16 protein-coding genes and 1 pseudogene are annotated in these 15,358 nt (G+C 55.1%); 7 read left to right on the top strand and 10 right to left on the bottom strand.

What is annotated here, in order from left to right; genetic code table 11:
• Positions 1–83: 83 nt before the first annotated feature.
• Positions 84–314, bottom strand: coding sequence for a putative cation transport regulator ChaB (chaB, locus tag ACTJJI_RS13535; protein ID WP_014832274.1), 231 nt, complete (start codon positions 312–314; stop codon positions 84–86).
• A 270-nt stretch (positions 315–584) separates the two neighbouring features.
• Here chaB and chaA point away from each other — a divergent pair, with 270 nt between their 5' ends.
• On the top strand, positions 585–1,685 hold the full coding sequence (chaA, locus tag ACTJJI_RS13530) for a sodium-potassium/proton antiporter ChaA (RefSeq protein ID WP_014832275.1): 1,101 nt from the start codon (positions 585–587) through the stop codon (positions 1,683–1,685).
• A gap of 89 nt (positions 1,686–1,774) precedes the next feature.
• On the opposite strand, the gene kdsA is transcribed toward chaA, so the two are convergent.
• From kdsA to hemA, 6 genes and pseudogenes are all read right to left on the bottom strand, one after another.
• Positions 1,775–2,629, bottom strand: coding sequence for a 3-deoxy-8-phosphooctulonate synthase (kdsA, locus tag ACTJJI_RS13525; RefSeq protein WP_083021453.1), 855 nt, complete (start codon positions 2,627–2,629; stop codon positions 1,775–1,777).
• Positions 2,630–2,665: 36 nt separating this feature from the next.
• Entirely contained in the window at positions 2,666–3,475 is an 810-nt protein-coding gene (gene sirB1 / locus ACTJJI_RS13520) for an invasion regulator SirB1 (RefSeq protein WP_014832276.1), read from the bottom strand.
• Positions 3,476–3,489: 14 nt separating this feature from the next.
• Positions 3,490–3,603 (bottom strand): annotated as a pseudogene (locus tag ACTJJI_RS13515) (siroheme synthase); the annotation flags it as partial.
• A gap of 5 nt (positions 3,604–3,608) precedes the next feature.
• On the bottom strand, positions 3,609–4,439 hold the full coding sequence (prmC, locus tag ACTJJI_RS13510) for a peptide chain release factor N(5)-glutamine methyltransferase (protein WP_440654421.1): 831 nt from the start codon (positions 4,437–4,439) through the stop codon (positions 3,609–3,611).
• Positions 4,439–5,521 (bottom strand): peptide chain release factor 1, encoded by a 1,083-nt coding sequence (gene prfA / locus ACTJJI_RS13505; RefSeq protein ID WP_013096233.1) that lies wholly within the window; start codon positions 5,519–5,521, stop codon positions 4,439–4,441. The genes prmC and prfA overlap by 1 nt, the downstream gene beginning before the upstream one ends.
• Before the next feature lie 41 nt (positions 5,522–5,562).
• Positions 5,563–6,819, bottom strand: coding sequence for a glutamyl-tRNA reductase (gene hemA / locus ACTJJI_RS13500; protein WP_047361552.1), 1,257 nt, complete (start codon positions 6,817–6,819; stop codon positions 5,563–5,565).
• A 201-nt stretch (positions 6,820–7,020) separates the two neighbouring features.
• On the opposite strand from hemA, the gene lolB reads away from it, so the two are divergent.
• The 4 genes from lolB (at position 7,021) to dauA (ending at position 11,377) form a co-directional block, all read left to right on the top strand.
• A complete protein-coding gene (lolB, locus tag ACTJJI_RS13495) occupies positions 7,021–7,632 on the top strand; it encodes a lipoprotein insertase outer membrane protein LolB (protein ID WP_013096231.1) in 612 nt (203 codons plus the stop codon).
• Entirely contained in the window at positions 7,629–8,498 is an 870-nt protein-coding gene (ispE, locus tag ACTJJI_RS13490) for a 4-(cytidine 5'-diphospho)-2-C-methyl-D-erythritol kinase (RefSeq protein WP_440654418.1), read from the top strand. The genes lolB and ispE overlap by 4 nt, the downstream gene beginning before the upstream one ends.
• Positions 8,499–8,625: 127 nt before the next feature.
• On the top strand, positions 8,626–9,573 hold the full coding sequence (gene prs / locus ACTJJI_RS13485) for a ribose-phosphate diphosphokinase (RefSeq protein WP_003856663.1): 948 nt from the start codon (positions 8,626–8,628) through the stop codon (positions 9,571–9,573).
• A gap of 124 nt (positions 9,574–9,697) precedes the next feature.
• Entirely contained in the window at positions 9,698–11,377 is a 1,680-nt protein-coding gene (gene dauA / locus ACTJJI_RS13480; protein WP_440654416.1) for a C4-dicarboxylic acid transporter DauA, read from the top strand.
• On the opposite strand, the gene ACTJJI_RS13475 is transcribed toward dauA, so the two are convergent.
• Positions 11,363–12,421 carry a MerR family transcriptional regulator gene (locus ACTJJI_RS13475; RefSeq protein ID WP_047361547.1) on the bottom strand — a complete coding sequence of 353 codons (1,059 nt, stop codon included), beginning with the start codon at positions 12,419–12,421 and terminating at the stop codon, positions 11,363–11,365. The genes dauA and ACTJJI_RS13475 overlap by 15 nt on opposite strands.
• A 124-nt stretch (positions 12,422–12,545) precedes the next feature.
• Positions 12,546–12,821, bottom strand: coding sequence for a stress-induced protein YchH (gene ychH, locus ACTJJI_RS13470; RefSeq protein WP_013096227.1), 276 nt, complete (start codon positions 12,819–12,821; stop codon positions 12,546–12,548).
• Between the two features lie 273 nt (positions 12,822–13,094).
• Between ychH and pth the strand changes: the two genes are divergently transcribed.
• Positions 13,095–13,679 carry an aminoacyl-tRNA hydrolase gene (gene pth / locus ACTJJI_RS13465; protein ID WP_013096226.1) on the top strand — a complete coding sequence of 195 codons (585 nt, stop codon included), beginning with the start codon at positions 13,095–13,097 and terminating at the stop codon, positions 13,677–13,679.
• Positions 13,680–13,805: 126 nt separating this feature from the next.
• The gene (ychF, locus tag ACTJJI_RS13460; protein ID WP_013096225.1) at positions 13,806–14,897 is read left to right on the top strand and encodes a redox-regulated ATPase YchF; all 1,092 of its coding nucleotides are present in this window, start codon (positions 13,806–13,808) and stop codon (positions 14,895–14,897) included.
• Positions 14,898–14,951: 54 nt separating this feature from the next.
• On the opposite strand, the gene ACTJJI_RS13455 is transcribed toward ychF, so the two are convergent.
• Positions 14,952–15,245 carry a YciI family protein gene (locus ACTJJI_RS13455; protein ID WP_014832282.1) on the bottom strand — a complete coding sequence of 98 codons (294 nt, stop codon included), beginning with the start codon at positions 15,243–15,245 and terminating at the stop codon, positions 14,952–14,954.
• Positions 15,246–15,358: the final 113 nt, after the last annotated feature.

Genomic DNA, 15,358 nt, shown 5'->3' with positions numbered 1-15,358 from the left:
TAAGCAATTCGCGGGCCAGTTGCAATACAACGGCAGTTCAACCGCCTGAAAAGTCAAAATGAAGGCAGCTTATTATTTTACGGCTATTTCTTTTTATGCCATTTATCATCGTCTCCTTTCTCGTAGTCATGTTTTACTGCCGCCCAGGCCACTTTATGCGCCGTCTCTTCCCGGCTGGCATCGTCCCGGCGATCGTCTTTATCTTTGTATTGATCCCAGGCGCTGTTAAACGCCTCTTTATAGATATCCTGCGCATGTGCAGGCAGTACGTTTTGCACGTTATCGGGTAATTCGCGTTTCGTTTTATATGGCATCACTAACCTCTCTTTTGCTTAAAGAGATAAGTGTGGACGACGATGCCGCAGGCTGCCAGTCAATGATAAATTCTGAATAGCGATAAAAGTTAATTACATGTTATTTAATATATAATTACCACAAACGTGACATTATGAGCATCAGGAGAATAAAAACATGATTAGGGTAAAATTAAGTAAAATATAAGGGGTATTTAACAGAGATCTGATAATGTAACGACCTCAAAATTCTATCTATAATTACAAGCACCTGCATTGATGGAGAAGCACATGACAGCAGCACACGAGGCGGTAAAGACCCGCCACAAGGAGACGTCACTCATTTTCCCGGTTCTGGCACTGGCTGTGCTGCTCTTCTGGGGAAGCAGTCAGTCACTGCCAGTGGTGGTTGGTATCAATATTCTTGCGCTGGTGGGGATTTTAACCAGCGCCTTTAGTGTGGTTCGCCATGCAGACGTTTTAGCCCACCGCCTGGGCGAGCCATACGGCTCATTAATTCTCAGCCTTTCCGTTGTGATTCTTGAGGTCAGCCTCATTTCCGCGCTCATGGCGACCGGCGATGCCGCACCCACGCTGATGCGCGATACGCTCTATTCCATCATTATGATTGTGACGGGCGGTCTGGTGGGCTTCTCACTGTTGCTGGGCGGCCGTAAATTCGCCACACAGTATATGAATCTGTTTGGTATCAAACAGTATCTGATCGCCCTGTTCCCGCTGGCGATTATTGTGCTGGTCTTCCCGATGGCACTGCCGGGCGCGAACTTCTCCACCGGTCAGGCGCTGCTGGTCGCATTGATTTCCGCCGCCATGTACGGCGTGTTCCTGTTGATTCAGACCAAAACGCACCAAAGCCTGTTTGTGTACGAGCATGAAGATGACAGCGATGACGATGACCCGCACCACGGCAAACCGTCCGCCCACAGCAGCGCCTGGCACACGGTTTGGCTGATCGTACATCTGATTGCGGTTATCGCCGTCACCAAGATGAACGCCAATCCGCTGGAGACGCTGTTAACCGAGCTGAATGCCCCGGTGGCATTTACCGGCTTCCTGGTAGCGCTGCTGATCCTGTCGCCTGAAGGGCTGGGCGCGTTGAAAGCGGTGCTGAACAATCAGGTACAGCGTGCCATGAACCTGTTCTTCGGCTCGGTACTGGCGACCATTTCGCTTACCGTTCCGGTGGTGACGCTGATTGCCTTTATGACCGGTAACGAACTGCAGTTTGCGCTGGGCGCGCCGGAGATGATTGTGATGGTTGCATCACTGCTGCTGTGTCAGATTTCGTTCTCAACCGGGCGCACCAATGTACTCAACGGCGCGGCGCATATGGCGCTGTTTGTGGCGTATTTGATGACGATATTTGCCTAGTTTTATCTGGTGCGGGCTGATGCCCTCACCTCAACCCTCTCCCTCAAGGGAGAGGGAGAAACAAAAAACCCGCAGAAGCGGGTTTTTTATTAGTTGCTGGTATCCAGCTCGTCGAAGCTCTTCACCAGATCGTCAATCGCTTTGATCTGTTTCAGGAACGGCTCCAGTTTGTCCAGCGGCAGCGCGGATGGACCGTCACATTTCGCATTCGCCGGATCCGGGTGTGCTTCAATGAACAGACCCGCCAGGCCGGTCGCCATACCGGCGCGCGCCAGTTCGGTCACCTGCGCACGACGGCCACCAGACGCGGCGCCAAACGGGTCGCGGCACTGCAGAGAATGGGTCACGTCGAAGATCACCGGAGACTGGTTAGAGACGTTTTTCATCACGGTGAAGCCCAGCATATCGACAACCAGGTTGTCGTAACCGAAGTTGGAACCACGGTCGCACAGGATAACCTTGTCGTTGCCGCCTTCGATAAACTTATCGACGATGTTCCCCATCTGGCCTGGGCTCACGAACTGCGGCTTCTTCACGTTGATGACGGCACCCGTTTTCGCCATCGCTTCCACCAGGTCAGTCTGACGAGCCAGGAACGCTGGCAGCTGAATAACGTCAACCACGTCAGCCACAGGCTGCGCCTGAGACGCCTCGTGAACGTCGGTGATCACTTTCACGCCAAAGGTCTGCTTCAGCTCCTGGAAAATTTTCATCCCCTCTTCCAGGCCCGGGCCACGGTATGAGTGAATGGAAGAGCGGTTGGCTTTGTCAAAAGAGGCTTTAAACACGTACGGGATGCCCAGCTTCTGGGTCACGGTCACGTAGTGCTCGCAGATACGCATGGCAAGATCGCGGGATTCCAACACGTTCATACCGCCAAACAGCACGAACGGCAGGTCGTTTGCCACCTTGATATCGCCAACACTAACCACTTTTTGTTTCATTTGATCGCCTTATTTAAGTGTGAATCGGAATAAAGATTAATGCAGTGTAATTTGTTTGTGCGAGATCGCGTTGATCTGCGCGCGGATCATTTCGCTGATCGGATCTTCCGGACACTGCTCGACGAAATAGCTTAAATCGTTCAGCGCCACATGCTCACAGTCGAGCTGGGCATAAATTAGCCCGCGGTCGCGAATTTCGTACGGATCTTCCGGATTAAACTGCAGCAGCACTTCGCTGGCGCGCAAGGCCAGCTCCATCTGCCGCTCTTCCATCAGCGCAGATTTCAGCGTATCCAGCAGCTTGCGAATAACCTCGGCGTTATCGGCCTCGTCGAGATCTTCGTTAAAGAGCTCGGCCACCGGGCTGATATTACCTTTCAGCCAGACATCCAGCGTATGTTCATCCAGCGTATCGCCGTTAAACGGATTGATTAACCACATCTCCCCGTCCAGCCACTCGGCACGCAGGATCATCTGCGTCGGGAAAATGACCGGCACCAGTGGAATATCCAGACGGTGCGCGATCCACAGCAAAATAGAGCCCAGCGCAACGGCGCTGCCCTGACGATTTTTTAAGACCTGGTCCAGCCATAATGCGTCAGACAGGCGATACACGCCACGCGTGTCGCAGAAACCCCACTCGCCGTAGAAAAGCTCCAGCAGCTTCTCCAGTTGCCAGTCCTGCGGACGCGCCTGATTGATCTCTTCGCGCGCCAGGCTGACCAGATTCTCCAGCTCATCGTAGACATACTGCGACGTAAAATCGTCGCGAATCATCTCCGAAATCAGGATCATCCCATCGCAGAGCGGCACTTTATTAAATTCGAAATCGGCTAAGGACCTCATGACTTACCCCAGTAACGACTGCGCGTACAACGACGTCCAGACGCGATAAAACCCAAAACGATGTAGATGATAACGCCAAACGGCCTCTCAGTCAGCCATGTGCCTTTATCCGTAAATGGCAGATAGCCCGAATTCATGACCACTGTCCCAGCGTCAGACGGTCGTTGCCGCCGTAGTCGCGACAGGTTTCGACGGCGTGGAAACCCGCGTCAGTGAATAACGCACGCACGGCTTCCCCTTGCGTCCAGCCATGCTCCACCAGCAGCCAGCCGCCGGGCAGGAGGTGTTGTCGTGACGTTGTCACAATGTGTTCCAGATCGGCCAGTCCAGCATTGCCCGCGACCAGCGCCGTCAACGGTTCAAAGCGAACATCGCCCTGCGCCAGGTGCGGGTCGTGTTCGTCGATATAAGGAGGATTACTGACAATCATCCCGAAGGAGCGGCCTGCCAGCGCGCTAAACCAGCGGCTCTGCAGCACCGTCACGTTATGACGTTCGAGACGTGCCACGTTACGCTTCGCCAGCGCCACAGCATCGGGCATCACATCAACGGCCGTGACGTCACAGTCCGGACGTTCGCTGGCCAGCGCCAGCGCAATCGCGCCAGTGCCGGTACCAAGATCGAGGATCTCGCAGGGTTCCGCCGGTAACCGTTCCAGCGCCTGTTCGACCAGACATTCGGTGTCCGGACGCGGGATCAGAGTGGCCGCGGAGACGTAAAGCGGTAATGACCAGAATTCACGCTCCCCGACCAGATGCGCCACCGGCTCGCCAGCTTGACGTCGGGCAAGCAGCGCGGCCAGCTGCGCCTCCTGCTCTGCGGTCAGTTCGGTTTCACCGAAGGCCAGCAGATACGTGCGGGCTTTACCCGTCACATATTCCAGCAAAATTTCGGCGTCGCGCTTCTGGCTTTCACTGTCAGAGAGCGCGCCGGTGGCCTGGCGTAACCAGCTCTGAAAATCCATTATTCCTGCTCGGACAGCGCCGCCAGTTGGTCGGCCTGGTATTCCTGCACGATAGGCTCAATCAGCATATCGAGCTTGCCTTCCATCACCTCATCCAGACGGTATAACGTCAGGTTGATGCGGTGGTCGGTCACGCGGCCCTGCGGGAAGTTGTAGGTGCGGTTACGATCGCTACGATCGCCGCTGCCCAGCAGGTTACGACGGGTTGACGCTTCTGCCTGCTGGCGTTTGGCCATTTCCGCCGCGTGGATACGCGCGCCCAGCACGGACAGCGCTTTGGCTTTGTTTTTGTGCTGAGAACGTTCGTCCTGACACTCCACCACAATGCCGGTTGGCAGGTGGGTAATACGGATGGCGGAGTCGGTGGTGTTAACGTGCTGACCACCCGCCCCGGAAGAACGGAAGGTATCGATACGCAGATCGGCCGGGTTGATGTCCGGCAGTTCCGCTTCCGGCAGCTCCGGCATCACCGCCACCGTACAGGCTGAGGTGTGAATGCGACCCTGGGATTCAGTAGCCGGCACGCGCTGCACGCGGTGACCGCCGGATTCAAACTTAAGACGGCCGTACACGCCGTCGCCGCTGATCTTGGCGATCACCTCTTTAAAACCACCGTGCTCGCCTTCGTTGGCGCTCATGATCTCCACGCGCCAACGACGCGATTCGGCGTAACGGCTGTACATGCGGAACAGGTCTCCGGCGAACAGTGCCGCCTCATCACCGCCCGTTCCGGCGCGGACTTCCACAAATGCGTTACGCTCATCATCCGGATCTTTCGGCAGCAGAAGCACCTGCAGCTGTTGCTCCATCTCTTCTGAACGCGCTTTGGCATCCTGCAGCTCTTCCTGCGCCATTTCACGCATTTCAGGGTCGTCGAGCATCATCTGCGCGGTTTCGATATCTTCCTGAACCTGTTGCCAGTCGGTAAAGCATTTTGAAACATCACTTAACTGCGCATATTCACGCGACAGTGCGCGAAAACGTTCCTGGTCCGCAATTGTCCCGGCATCGCCGAGCAGCGCCTGAACTTCTTCATGGCGCTCGTGCAGAGCTTCCAGTTTAGCGACGATAGAAGGCTTCATAGGCGTAAGTGCACCTTGTAATAGAAAATGGGTATAGGGCGCTATTCCAGCCCGAGGCTGTTGCGCAGAATAGTCAGGCGTTCATCGTCCCCGTCACGGGCAGCCTGCTGAAGTGATTTGGTTGGTGCATGGATCAGGCGATTGGTCAGTTTCCAGGCCAGATCCTGCATAATAGCGTGCGCGTCGCCGCCCTGCTCCAGAGCCGCTAACGCTTTGGCAGTCAGGTCATCACGCACCTGCTCCGCCTGACCGCGATATTCGCGGATGGTCTCGCTGACGCTTTGCGCGCGCAGCCAGGCCATAAACTCACTGGTTTCCTGCTCGACGATGGTTTCCGCCTGCACCGCTGCCGCTTTACGCTGGGCAAGGTTGTGCGAAATGATGCTTTGCAGGTCATCCACGCTGTAGAGATAGGCGTTAGCCAGTTTGCCAACCTCCGGCTCGACATCACGCGGAACGGCGATATCCACCAGCAGCATTGGCTGATTACGACGGGATTTCAGCGCGCGCTCTACCATCCCTTTACCGATAATCGGCAGCGGGCTGGCCGTCGAGCTAATGATGATGTCCGCCTCTTTCAGGCGTTCGTCGATCTCGCTCAGCGCAATCACCTCGGCCCCGACTTCGTCTGCCAGTACCTGCGCACGTTCGCGGGTACGGTTGGCGATAACCATCTTTTTCACTTTATGCTCGCGCAGATGGCGCGCCACAAGCTCAATGGTTTCGCCCGCGCCGACCAGCATGACGGTGACGGTCGACAGGGATTCGAAGATTTGACGTGCAAGGGTACAGGCCGCGAACGCAACAGAAACCGCACTGGCACCAATGTCGGTTTCGGTTCGCACACGCTTCGCCACGGAGAAAGACTTCTGGAACATACGCTCCAGCTCGCTGGCTTTCAGATGCCCTTTTTGCGAATCGGCAAACGCTTTTTTAACCTGGCCGAGAATTTGCGGCTCTCCCAGTACCAGCGAATCCAGACCGCTCGCGACACGCATAAGATGGCTCACCGCATCGTTATCCTGATGCCAGTAAAGACTCTTACGCAGCTCGTCTTCGTTGAGATTGTGGTAGTCGCATAACCAGCGGATCAGCGCTTCATGCAGGTTATCCTGCTCTTCCACGCTTAAGTAAAGCTCGGTACGGTTGCACGTCGAGAGCACCACGCCGCCCTGCACCATCGGTTGTGCAAGCAGACTATCCAGCGCCAGGTCGAGCGTATCAGGCGAAAACGTGACGCGTTCTCGCAGCGAAACCGGGGCGGTTTTGTGGTTAATGCCGAGTGCTAATAGGGTCATGTTGAGCGGGAGTAGTACCAGCGTTAATAAGGTTAGCAAGACGCATCATACAGGATGCGCGAGATCAATAAAAGAGACTGCCCCCTTTCGGAGTAATAGGTTACTCAACGCTTTGAGATAATTTGAACGTAGACGGTGACACCCTTCGACGCTAGCATTAACAGTTATAACTGCAACGTATCTCAAGGATTTGTCCTCATTATGACCCGACTGATTCGCCTGCTGCCGCTGGCAGCACTGGTTCTGACCGCATGTTCCGTCACTCAACCAAAAGGCCCGGGCAAAAGCCCTGACTCACCACAGTGGCGTCAGCACCAGCAGGACGTACGTAATTTAAGCCAGTACCAGACCCGCGGCGCGTTTGCTTATCTCTCCGATGAACAAAAAGTGTATGCCCGCTTCTTCTGGCAACAAACGGGGCAGGATAACTACCGCCTGCTGCTGCTGAACCCGTTGGGCAGCACCGAGCTGGAACTCAACGCTAAGCCGGGTGAAGCGCAGATCACCGATAACAAAGGCCAGCACTACACCGCCACCGACGCGGAAGAGATGATTGGCAAACTGACCGGAATGCCTATCCCGCTGAACAGCCTGCGCCAGTGGATCCTGGGCCTGCCGGGTGACGCCACCGACTACACCCTGGACGATCAGTATCGTCTGAGCCAGGTGAACTACACGCAGAACGGTAAAACCTGGAAAGTGGTGTACAGCGCCTATGACAGCAACAGTAAACCGTCGCTGCCATCGAATATGGAGCTGACACAGGGTAGCCAGCGCATCAAGCTGAAAATGGACAACTGGATCGTTAAATGATGACCCACTGGCCCTCTCCGGCAAAACTGAACCTGTTTTTATATATCACCGGCCAACGTGCTGACGGGTATCACACCCTGCAGACGCTGTTTCAGTTTATCGATTATGGCGACACGCTCGCTATTGAGCTGCGTCAGGACGGGCAGATTTGTCTGTTGACGCCGGTGGAAGGCGTGGAGCATGAGGATAACCTGATCGTGCGCGCCGCGCGTCTGCTGATGAGCGCAGCGGCTGACACCGGGCGCTTGCCCGCCGGGAGCGGTGCGGATATTCGCGTTGAGAAGCGTCTGCCGATGGGCGGTGGGCTGGGTGGCGGTTCATCCAATGCCGCGACCGTCCTGGTCGCCCTGAATCATCTCTGGGGCTGCGGGTTGTCGACGGATGAACTGGCCGCGTTAGGGTTAACGCTGGGGGCGGATGTCCCGGTGTTTGTGCGCGGTCATGCTGCATTTGCTGAGGGGGTGGGTGAAATCCTCTCCCCGGTTGAACCTCCAGAAAAATGGTACCTCGTAGCCCATCCGGGCGTCAGCATTCCGACTCCGGTCATCTTCAAAGATCCTGAGCTGCCACGCAATACCCCGGCGCGGTCAATAGAAACGTTATTAAATTGTGAATTCAGCAACGATTGCGAGGTTATCGCAAGAAAACGTTTTCGCGAGGTTGATGCGGCGCTTTCCTGGCTGTTAGAATACGCGCCGTCGCGCCTGACTGGTACAGGGGCCTGTGTCTTTGCTGAATTTGACACCGAATCCGCCGCTCGTCAGGTGCTTGAGCAAGCGCCGGATTGGCTGCATGGTTTTGTAGCGCGCGGGATGAACACCTCCCCCCTACAGCAGGCCATTCTGGCGCAGACTGAGTTTCGGTGACAACGTCACCCTGTTCCAGACGTTGCATCGCGCTCTTTAATACACCGCCTGGATAGCATTTCGCCTGGCCCCGCACAGTTTGCGGCGAACGCTATCCACCACTGGACGCATGCCTGAGGTTCTTCTCGTGCCTGATATGAAGCTTTTTGCTGGTAACGCCACCCCGGAACTAGCACAACGTATTGCCAACCGCCTGTACACTTCCCTCGGCGACGCCGCTGTAGGTCGCTTTAGCGACGGCGAAGTCAGCGTACAAATTAACGAAAATGTACGCGGTGGTGATATTTTCATCATCCAGTCCACCTGTGCTCCAACGAACGACAACCTGATGGAATTGGTTGTTATGGTCGATGCCCTGCGCCGCGCTTCTGCAGGCCGTATCACTGCTGTAATCCCTTACTTTGGCTATGCCCGCCAGGACCGTCGCGTCCGTTCCGCGCGTGTGCCAATCACCGCTAAAGTTGTCGCGGACTTCCTGTCCAGCGTTGGCGTTGACCGCGTACTGACCGTTGACCTCCACGCAGAGCAGATCCAGGGCTTCTTCGACGTCCCGGTTGATAACGTATTCGGCAGCCCAATCCTGCTGGAAGATATGCTGCAGCTGAACCTGGACAACCCGATTGTGGTGTCTCCGGACATCGGCGGCGTGGTACGTGCCCGTGCTATCGCTAAGCTGCTGAACGATACCGACATGGCAATCATCGACAAACGCCGTCCGCGCGCTAACGTTTCTCAGGTGATGCACATCATCGGTGACGTCGCTGGCCGTGACTGCGTGCTGGTTGACGACATGATCGATACCGGCGGTACGCTGTGTAAAGCCGCTGAAGCGCTGAAAGAGCGTGGTGCCAAGCGCGTGTTCGCGTACGCGACTCACCCGATCTTCTCCGGTAACGCGGTAAACAACCTCCGTAACTCCGTCATTGACGAAGTTGTGGTATGCGATACCATCCCACTGAGTGACGAGATCAAGGCGCTGCCAAACGTGCGTACCCTGACCCTGTCCGGGATGCTGGCCGAAGCGATTCGTCGTATCAGCAACGAAGAATCCATCTCTGCAATGTTCGAACACTAATCGAACACGGCCGAAAAACCCGCTGCGGCGGGTTTTTTTGTCTCTGGGTTTTATTTGTATGATTAATGCCTCCTTCACCTGCCATTGATATGACAGATGATGCGCATACGGATGATAGATAATTGTGAAAAACATCACTTCCTCACATGTTCTGCCCTTTCGCGCCCTCATCGACGCATGCTGGAAAGAGAAATACACCTCGTCACGCTTTATCCGTGACCTGATTGCCGGGATCACCGTTGGTATTATTGCCATTCCGCTGGCCATGGCGCTGGCGATTGGCAGCGGCGTGGCTCCACAGTATGGCCTGTATACCTCGGCCGTCGCCGGGATCGTGATTGCCCTCACGGGCGGTTCGCGTTTCAGCGTGTCCGGCCCAACCGCTGCTTTTGTGGTGATCCTCTATCCGGTATCACAGCAGTTTGGTCTGGCAGGCCTGCTGGTTGCCACGCTCATGTCTGGCCTCTTTTTGATTCTCTTTGGCCTGGCCCGCTTTGGCCGGTTGATTGAATATATTCCCCTTTCCGTCACGCTGGGGTTCACCTCCGGGATCGGCATCACCATCGGGACGATGCAAATCAAAGATTTCCTGGGGCTGCAGATGCCTCACGTCCCTGAGCACTATCTACAGAAAGTGGGAGCGCTGTTTATGGCACTGCCCACGGCCAACCTGGGCGATGCCGCCATCGGGATCGTTACGCTGGGTACGCTCATCGTCTGGCCGCGCTTAGGCATTCGTCTGCCTGGCCACCTGCCCGCGTTGCTGCTGGGCTGTGTGGTGATGGCCATCGTCAACCTGTTGGGTGGACATGTCGCCACCATCGGTTCGCAGTTCCACTATGTTCTGGCGGACGGTTCTCAGGGCAGCGGTATTCCGCAACTGTTACCGCAGCTCGTTCTGCCGTGGGAGTTGCCCGGCTCCAGCTTTACCTTAAGCTGGGATTCGCTGCGCGCACTGCTGCCCGCCGCCTTTTCCATGGCGATGCTGGGGGCGATTGAATCTCTGCTCTGCGCCGTAGTGCTCGATGGCATGACCGGTACCAAGCACAAAGCCAACAGCGAGCTGGTCGGCCAGGGCTTAGGTAACCTCATTGCCCCGTTCTTTGGCGGTATTACGGCCACCGCGGCTATCGCCCGTTCTGCAGCCAACGTGCGCGCGGGCGCAACCTCACCGGTTTCAGCGGTTATCCACTCCGTACTAGTGATCCTCGCATTGCTGATCCTCGCGCCGCTGCTCTCCTGGCTGCCGCTCTCCGCCATGGCCGCCCTGCTGCTGATGGTGGCCTGGAACATGAGCGAAGCGCATAAGGTGGTGAACCTGCTGCGTCGCGCACCGAAAGACGACATCATCGTCATGCTGATCTGTATGTCACTGACCGTGCTGTTCGATATGGTGATCGCCATCAGCGTCGGCATCGTGCTGGCCTCTCTGCTGTTTATGCGCCGGATCGCGCAGATGACGCGCCTTTCCCCGGTAAACGTGGAGGTGCCTGATGATGTGCTGGTGCTGCGGGTGATCGGTCCGCTGTTCTTCGCTGCGGCGGAAGGCCTGTTCAGCGATCTGGAATCCCGCATTGCGGGCAAACGGATTGTGGTGCTGAAATGGGATGCCGTACCGGTGCTGGACGCCGGTGGACTGGACGCCTTCCAGCGCTTTGTAAAACGTCTGCCAGAAGGCTGCGAACTGCGGGTGAGTAATCTGGAATTTCAGCCGCTGCGCACCATGGCGCGCGCTGGCGTGCAGCCGATCCCTGGCCGCCTTGCCTTCTATCCCAACCGCGACGCCGCGTTAGCGGATCTGTGATTCATCTGATGCGGAGAAACGTCTCTGCATCATTATCCCTATCGCCTGCTGGAGCCATTCAAGCACAGCAGGCGTCATCCACGTCCCTTTCATCAGATGCGGCTCCTGCTGCATAGCAGCACGAAACTTTTGCTGCGTCTTAGGGTTTGTTCCTGCGTATGACTGAAACAACGCCAGCCAGGTTTCAGCCAGCTTTTGCGCCTCGTCAGAGGCGGGGTCGAGATTTTCCCGCTGCGCCTGGTGCAGCTTCGCCACCAGCGGCGGCCACTCCATCATGCGGTCAAAGTAATGTTTCCGGGTAAAAGCCATCTCATCGGCAGAGAGATATTTCTCCCAGATGACCAGCTTCGATTCGGCAAACGCCCGCGTGATGTAGTCGGTCATCTCTGCGGTGATGCCCGTTTGCTCACGCATTTGCGGCTCGACGCTGTGCATCTCGTTCAGCCGGGTGAGAAACTCCGGCTTGCCGGCAGTGTCCTGCTCCAGGCGCTCCATCCAGCGCGTCGCGAGATCCATCGCTCGCGGGTCAGAAACGGGTATGTGCTGTTCCAGCAGCGTGTTGGCCTCGGTAACCAGCCCTGACCAGACAGCCGCAAGCGCATCTTTCTGCACCGCAAACGGCAGTTGCTGTAACTCTTCTTTGCTAAACCAGCGATCGTACATATTCATTAACTCCAGAGTCTGTAGCCAGGATTCCAGATCGGGCGTTTCATCGCCGGTAAGCCCGGTGCGCAAGTCCACCAGCCTGTCGCGCAGCGTGTTAATGCTGCGCAGCTGTTTATCCAGAAGAGTGATTTGCGCATCGAGGAGTTCCGTTAACGAAAGCGACTCCTGCTCCAGAAAATCCCTGATTTCAGCAAGCTCCAGCCCCGCTTTTGCCAGTGCCTGAATCATATGCAAGCGCTGTACATCCGCCAGATTATAAAGCCGGTAGCCTGCCGCACTTCTGGCAGAAGGCAGCAATAACCCTGTTTGCTCATAGTGATGCAATGTGCGCACGGTGATCCCGGCCCGTTTTGCCAGTTCACCCACCTGAATCAACATAACTGCTCCTTTTATTTTGCCAGTGCCGCCACTCTGGTGCCTTACGTTACGTGAGGGTCAACCCCTGAGGCAAAAAAAAACGACTCCATCAGGAGTCGTTTCAGTGTTCTTTATTGTCTGCGCACTAGCTGTGCTTATGCTGGTCGCGGCGGCAGCGTTTGTCGTAATGGCGCACCCACCAGTATTTATCACACACCTCTTCATGACCGCTCACACGCGCCCCGGCGAGCCACAATACCGCCCCCAGGAAGATGCTTAATACCGCGCCATGCGCGAAGTATTGTGGGAGATCAAGCTGCGGCAATTGGTTTAAAATTGAATAACCCACACCGGCTACCATCACAAACAGCCCCAACCCCATCAGCACGTTACCGAGTAACGAAGCGTTTTTGCGTTTCATATGTCACCTCCGGAACTTTGGGTTGTAGGGAATAAATCCCTATTCCTTGTGTGTAAAGTATAGACAACGCCACTTTTATGAGTTGCGTGAATGATCACAATTACAGATTACTCCCAAACAAAAATTTACAAATAACGCATTGAACAGCTTGAAATTCTAATTGTTCATATAAGTAATTATTCGTATTTCGCTGTTAAGGTCGCAGAATTTTGTCAAGCGGCGCGCCAGACAGTAAACTACGCGCCAGATCTGGAACCCATTAGGAATTGAATCGTGACGATTAAACTGATTGTCGGCCTCGCCAACCCAGGCGCAGAGTACGCTGCAACCCGCCACAATGCCGGGGCCTGGTACGTTGATCTGCTGGCCGAACGGTTACGTGCTCCCCTGCGTGAAGAACCAAAATTTTACGGGTATACCTCACGTATCAATCTCGCCGGTGCGGATGTGCGCCTGCTGGTGCCGACCACCTTTATGAATCTGAGCGGCAAGGCCGTGGCGGCAATGGCGACGTTTTATCGCATCAATCCGGATGAGATTCTGGTTGCTCACGATGAGCTGGACCTGCCGCCAGGCGTGGCAAAGTTTAAACTGGGCGGCGGCCATGGCGGACACAACGGTCTGAAAGATATCATCAGCAAGCTGGGTAATAACCCGAATTTTCACCGTTTGCGCGTGGGAATCGGCCATCCGGGCGATAAAAACAAAGTTGTTGGTTTTGTGCTGGGTAAGCCCCCGGTTTCTGAGCAGAAACTGATTGATGAGGCGGTAGACGAAGCGGCGCGCTGCACTGAAATCTGGCTCAAAGATGGGTTAACCAAAGCGACAAATCGCTTACATGCTTTCAAAGCGCAATAATCTGCCCGATACGGCATTTTTACCGCGCGGTAGGCGGGTTACGTGTATAATAGGCGTAGTTATTTACTTTTCATCAGTCGGTTATCGTTAACGGATTGATTATCAAGATATTAAGGTGATTTAGAAATGGGATTCAAATGCGGTATCGTCGGTCTGCCAAACGTGGGCAAATCCACCCTGTTTAACGCGCTTACCAAAGCGGGTATCGAAGCGGCGAACTTCCCGTTCTGTACCATCGAACCTAACACTGGCGTTGTGCCAATGCCTGACCCGCGTCTGGACCAGCTCGCGGAAATCGTGAAGCCGCAGCGCATTCTGCCAACCACCATGGAGTTCGTGGACATCGCGGGCCTGGTGAAGGGTGCATCCAAAGGTGAAGGTCTGGGTAACCAGTTCCTGACCAACATCCGTGAAACCGAAGCGATCGGTCACGTGGTGCGTTGCTTCGAGAACGACAACATTATCCACGTAGCGGGCAAAGTAAACCCGGCGGAAGATATTGATGTCATCAACACCGAGCTGGCGCTGTCGGATCTGGATACCTGCGAACGTGCGATCCACCGTATCTCCAAAAAAGCCAAAGGTGGCGATAAAGACGCCAAAGCCGAATTAGCGGTGCTGGAAAAATGTCTGCCACAGCTGGAAAACGCAGGTATGCTGCGCTCACTGGACCTGAGCAAAGACGAGAAAGAGCTTATCCGCTACCTGAGCTTCCTGACGCTGAAACCAACCATGTACATTGCCAACGTGAACGAAGACGGTTTTGAAAATAACCCGTACCTCGATCAGGTGCGTGCTATCGCCGAGAAAGAAGGTTCTGTCGTTGTTCCGGTTTGTGCCGCTGTAGAAGCCGATATCGCTGAGCTGGATGACGAAGAGCGTGACGAGTTCATGGCCGAGCTGGGTCTGGAAGAGCCGGGTCTGAACCGCGTTATCCGTGCAGGTTATGCCCTGCTCAACCTGCAGACCTACTTCACCGCTGGCGTGAAAGAAGTGCGTGCATGGACTATCCCTGTTGGCGCAACGGCTCCACAGGCTGCGGGCAAGATCCACACCGATTTCGAGAAAGGCTTTATCCGTGCGCAGACTATCGCGTTCGAAGACTTCATTACCTACAAGGGTGAGCAAGGCGCGAAAGAAGCCGGCAAGATGCGTGCTGAAGGGAAAGACTACATCGTTAAAGATGGCGATGTGATGAACTTCCTGTTTAACGTCTGAGTCGGTATGAATGAAAAAAATCCACGCTTTGGCGTGGATTTTTTTATTGCGGGGTCAGAACACATTGGCTAAGCGTTCTGTTTTCATGCTGGGTTCAAAAGGAATAATGTCAGCAGTCGCAAGCTTTAACCTTTGAAACGGATCCTCGCGTAGTCGCTCTTCAAGTGAGGCAAGACTCTCACATTTAGCGAGAATGACACCACCGTTTCTCGGGACCCGTCTTCCGGATGCGAGGAAAATCCCCTCTGCATACCCTTTTTTTAGCCACTCAACATGCGCTGGTATCGCTGCATCAATCTCTTCGAGTGGTTTGATATAGGTTAAAATGACAATATAAACTGTGCTCATGCTTTGCCTCTCAGCTGTGTTTTAAGCCGCTTGTTGGAATTGATTATGCAGTCCCTCTTTTGCCACCCGGTTATTGTTATCATTTTGGGCGCATTTGATCTTAATATGCAGGG

Origin of the sequence: Enterobacter sp. 22466, assembly GCF_052044775.1 — a bacterium.
GTDB classification, from domain to species: Bacteria; Pseudomonadota; Gammaproteobacteria; order Enterobacterales; family Enterobacteriaceae; genus Enterobacter; species Enterobacter dissolvens.
The sequence above is the reverse complement of the archived record's forward strand: the minus strand, read 5'-3'. Positions and strand labels throughout refer to the sequence as shown.

Coding starts and splice junctions, on each gene's coding strand:
- chaB (WP_014832274.1), bottom strand. CDS start 314: ATGCCATATAAAACGAAACGCGAATTACCCGATAACGTGCAAAACGTA.
- chaA (WP_014832275.1), top strand. CDS start 585: ATGACAGCAGCACACGAGGCGGTAAAGACCCGCCACAAGGAGACGTCA.
- kdsA (WP_083021453.1), bottom strand. CDS start 2,629: ATGAAACAAAAAGTGGTTAGTGTTGGCGATATCAAGGTGGCAAACGAC.
- sirB1 (WP_014832276.1), bottom strand. CDS start 3,475: ATGAGGTCCTTAGCCGATTTCGAATTTAATAAAGTGCCGCTCTGCGAT.
- prmC (WP_440654421.1), bottom strand. CDS start 4,439: ATGGATTTTCAGAGCTGGTTACGCCAGGCCACCGGCGCGCTCTCTGAC.
- prfA (WP_013096233.1), bottom strand. CDS start 5,521: ATGAAGCCTTCTATCGTCGCTAAACTGGAAGCTCTGCACGAGCGCCAT.
- hemA (WP_047361552.1), bottom strand. CDS start 6,819: ATGACCCTATTAGCACTCGGCATTAACCACAAAACCGCCCCGGTTTCG.
- lolB (WP_013096231.1), top strand. CDS start 7,021: ATGACCCGACTGATTCGCCTGCTGCCGCTGGCAGCACTGGTTCTGACC.
- ispE (WP_440654418.1), top strand. CDS start 7,629: ATGATGACCCACTGGCCCTCTCCGGCAAAACTGAACCTGTTTTTATAT.
- ACTJJI_RS13475 (WP_047361547.1), bottom strand. CDS start 12,421: ATGTTGATTCAGGTGGGTGAACTGGCAAAACGGGCCGGGATCACCGTG.
- ychH (WP_013096227.1), bottom strand. CDS start 12,821: ATGAAACGCAAAAACGCTTCGTTACTCGGTAACGTGCTGATGGGGTTG.
- ychF (WP_013096225.1), top strand. CDS start 13,806: ATGGGATTCAAATGCGGTATCGTCGGTCTGCCAAACGTGGGCAAATCC.
- ACTJJI_RS13455 (WP_014832282.1), bottom strand. CDS start 15,245: ATGAGCACAGTTTATATTGTCATTTTAACCTATATCAAACCACTCGAA.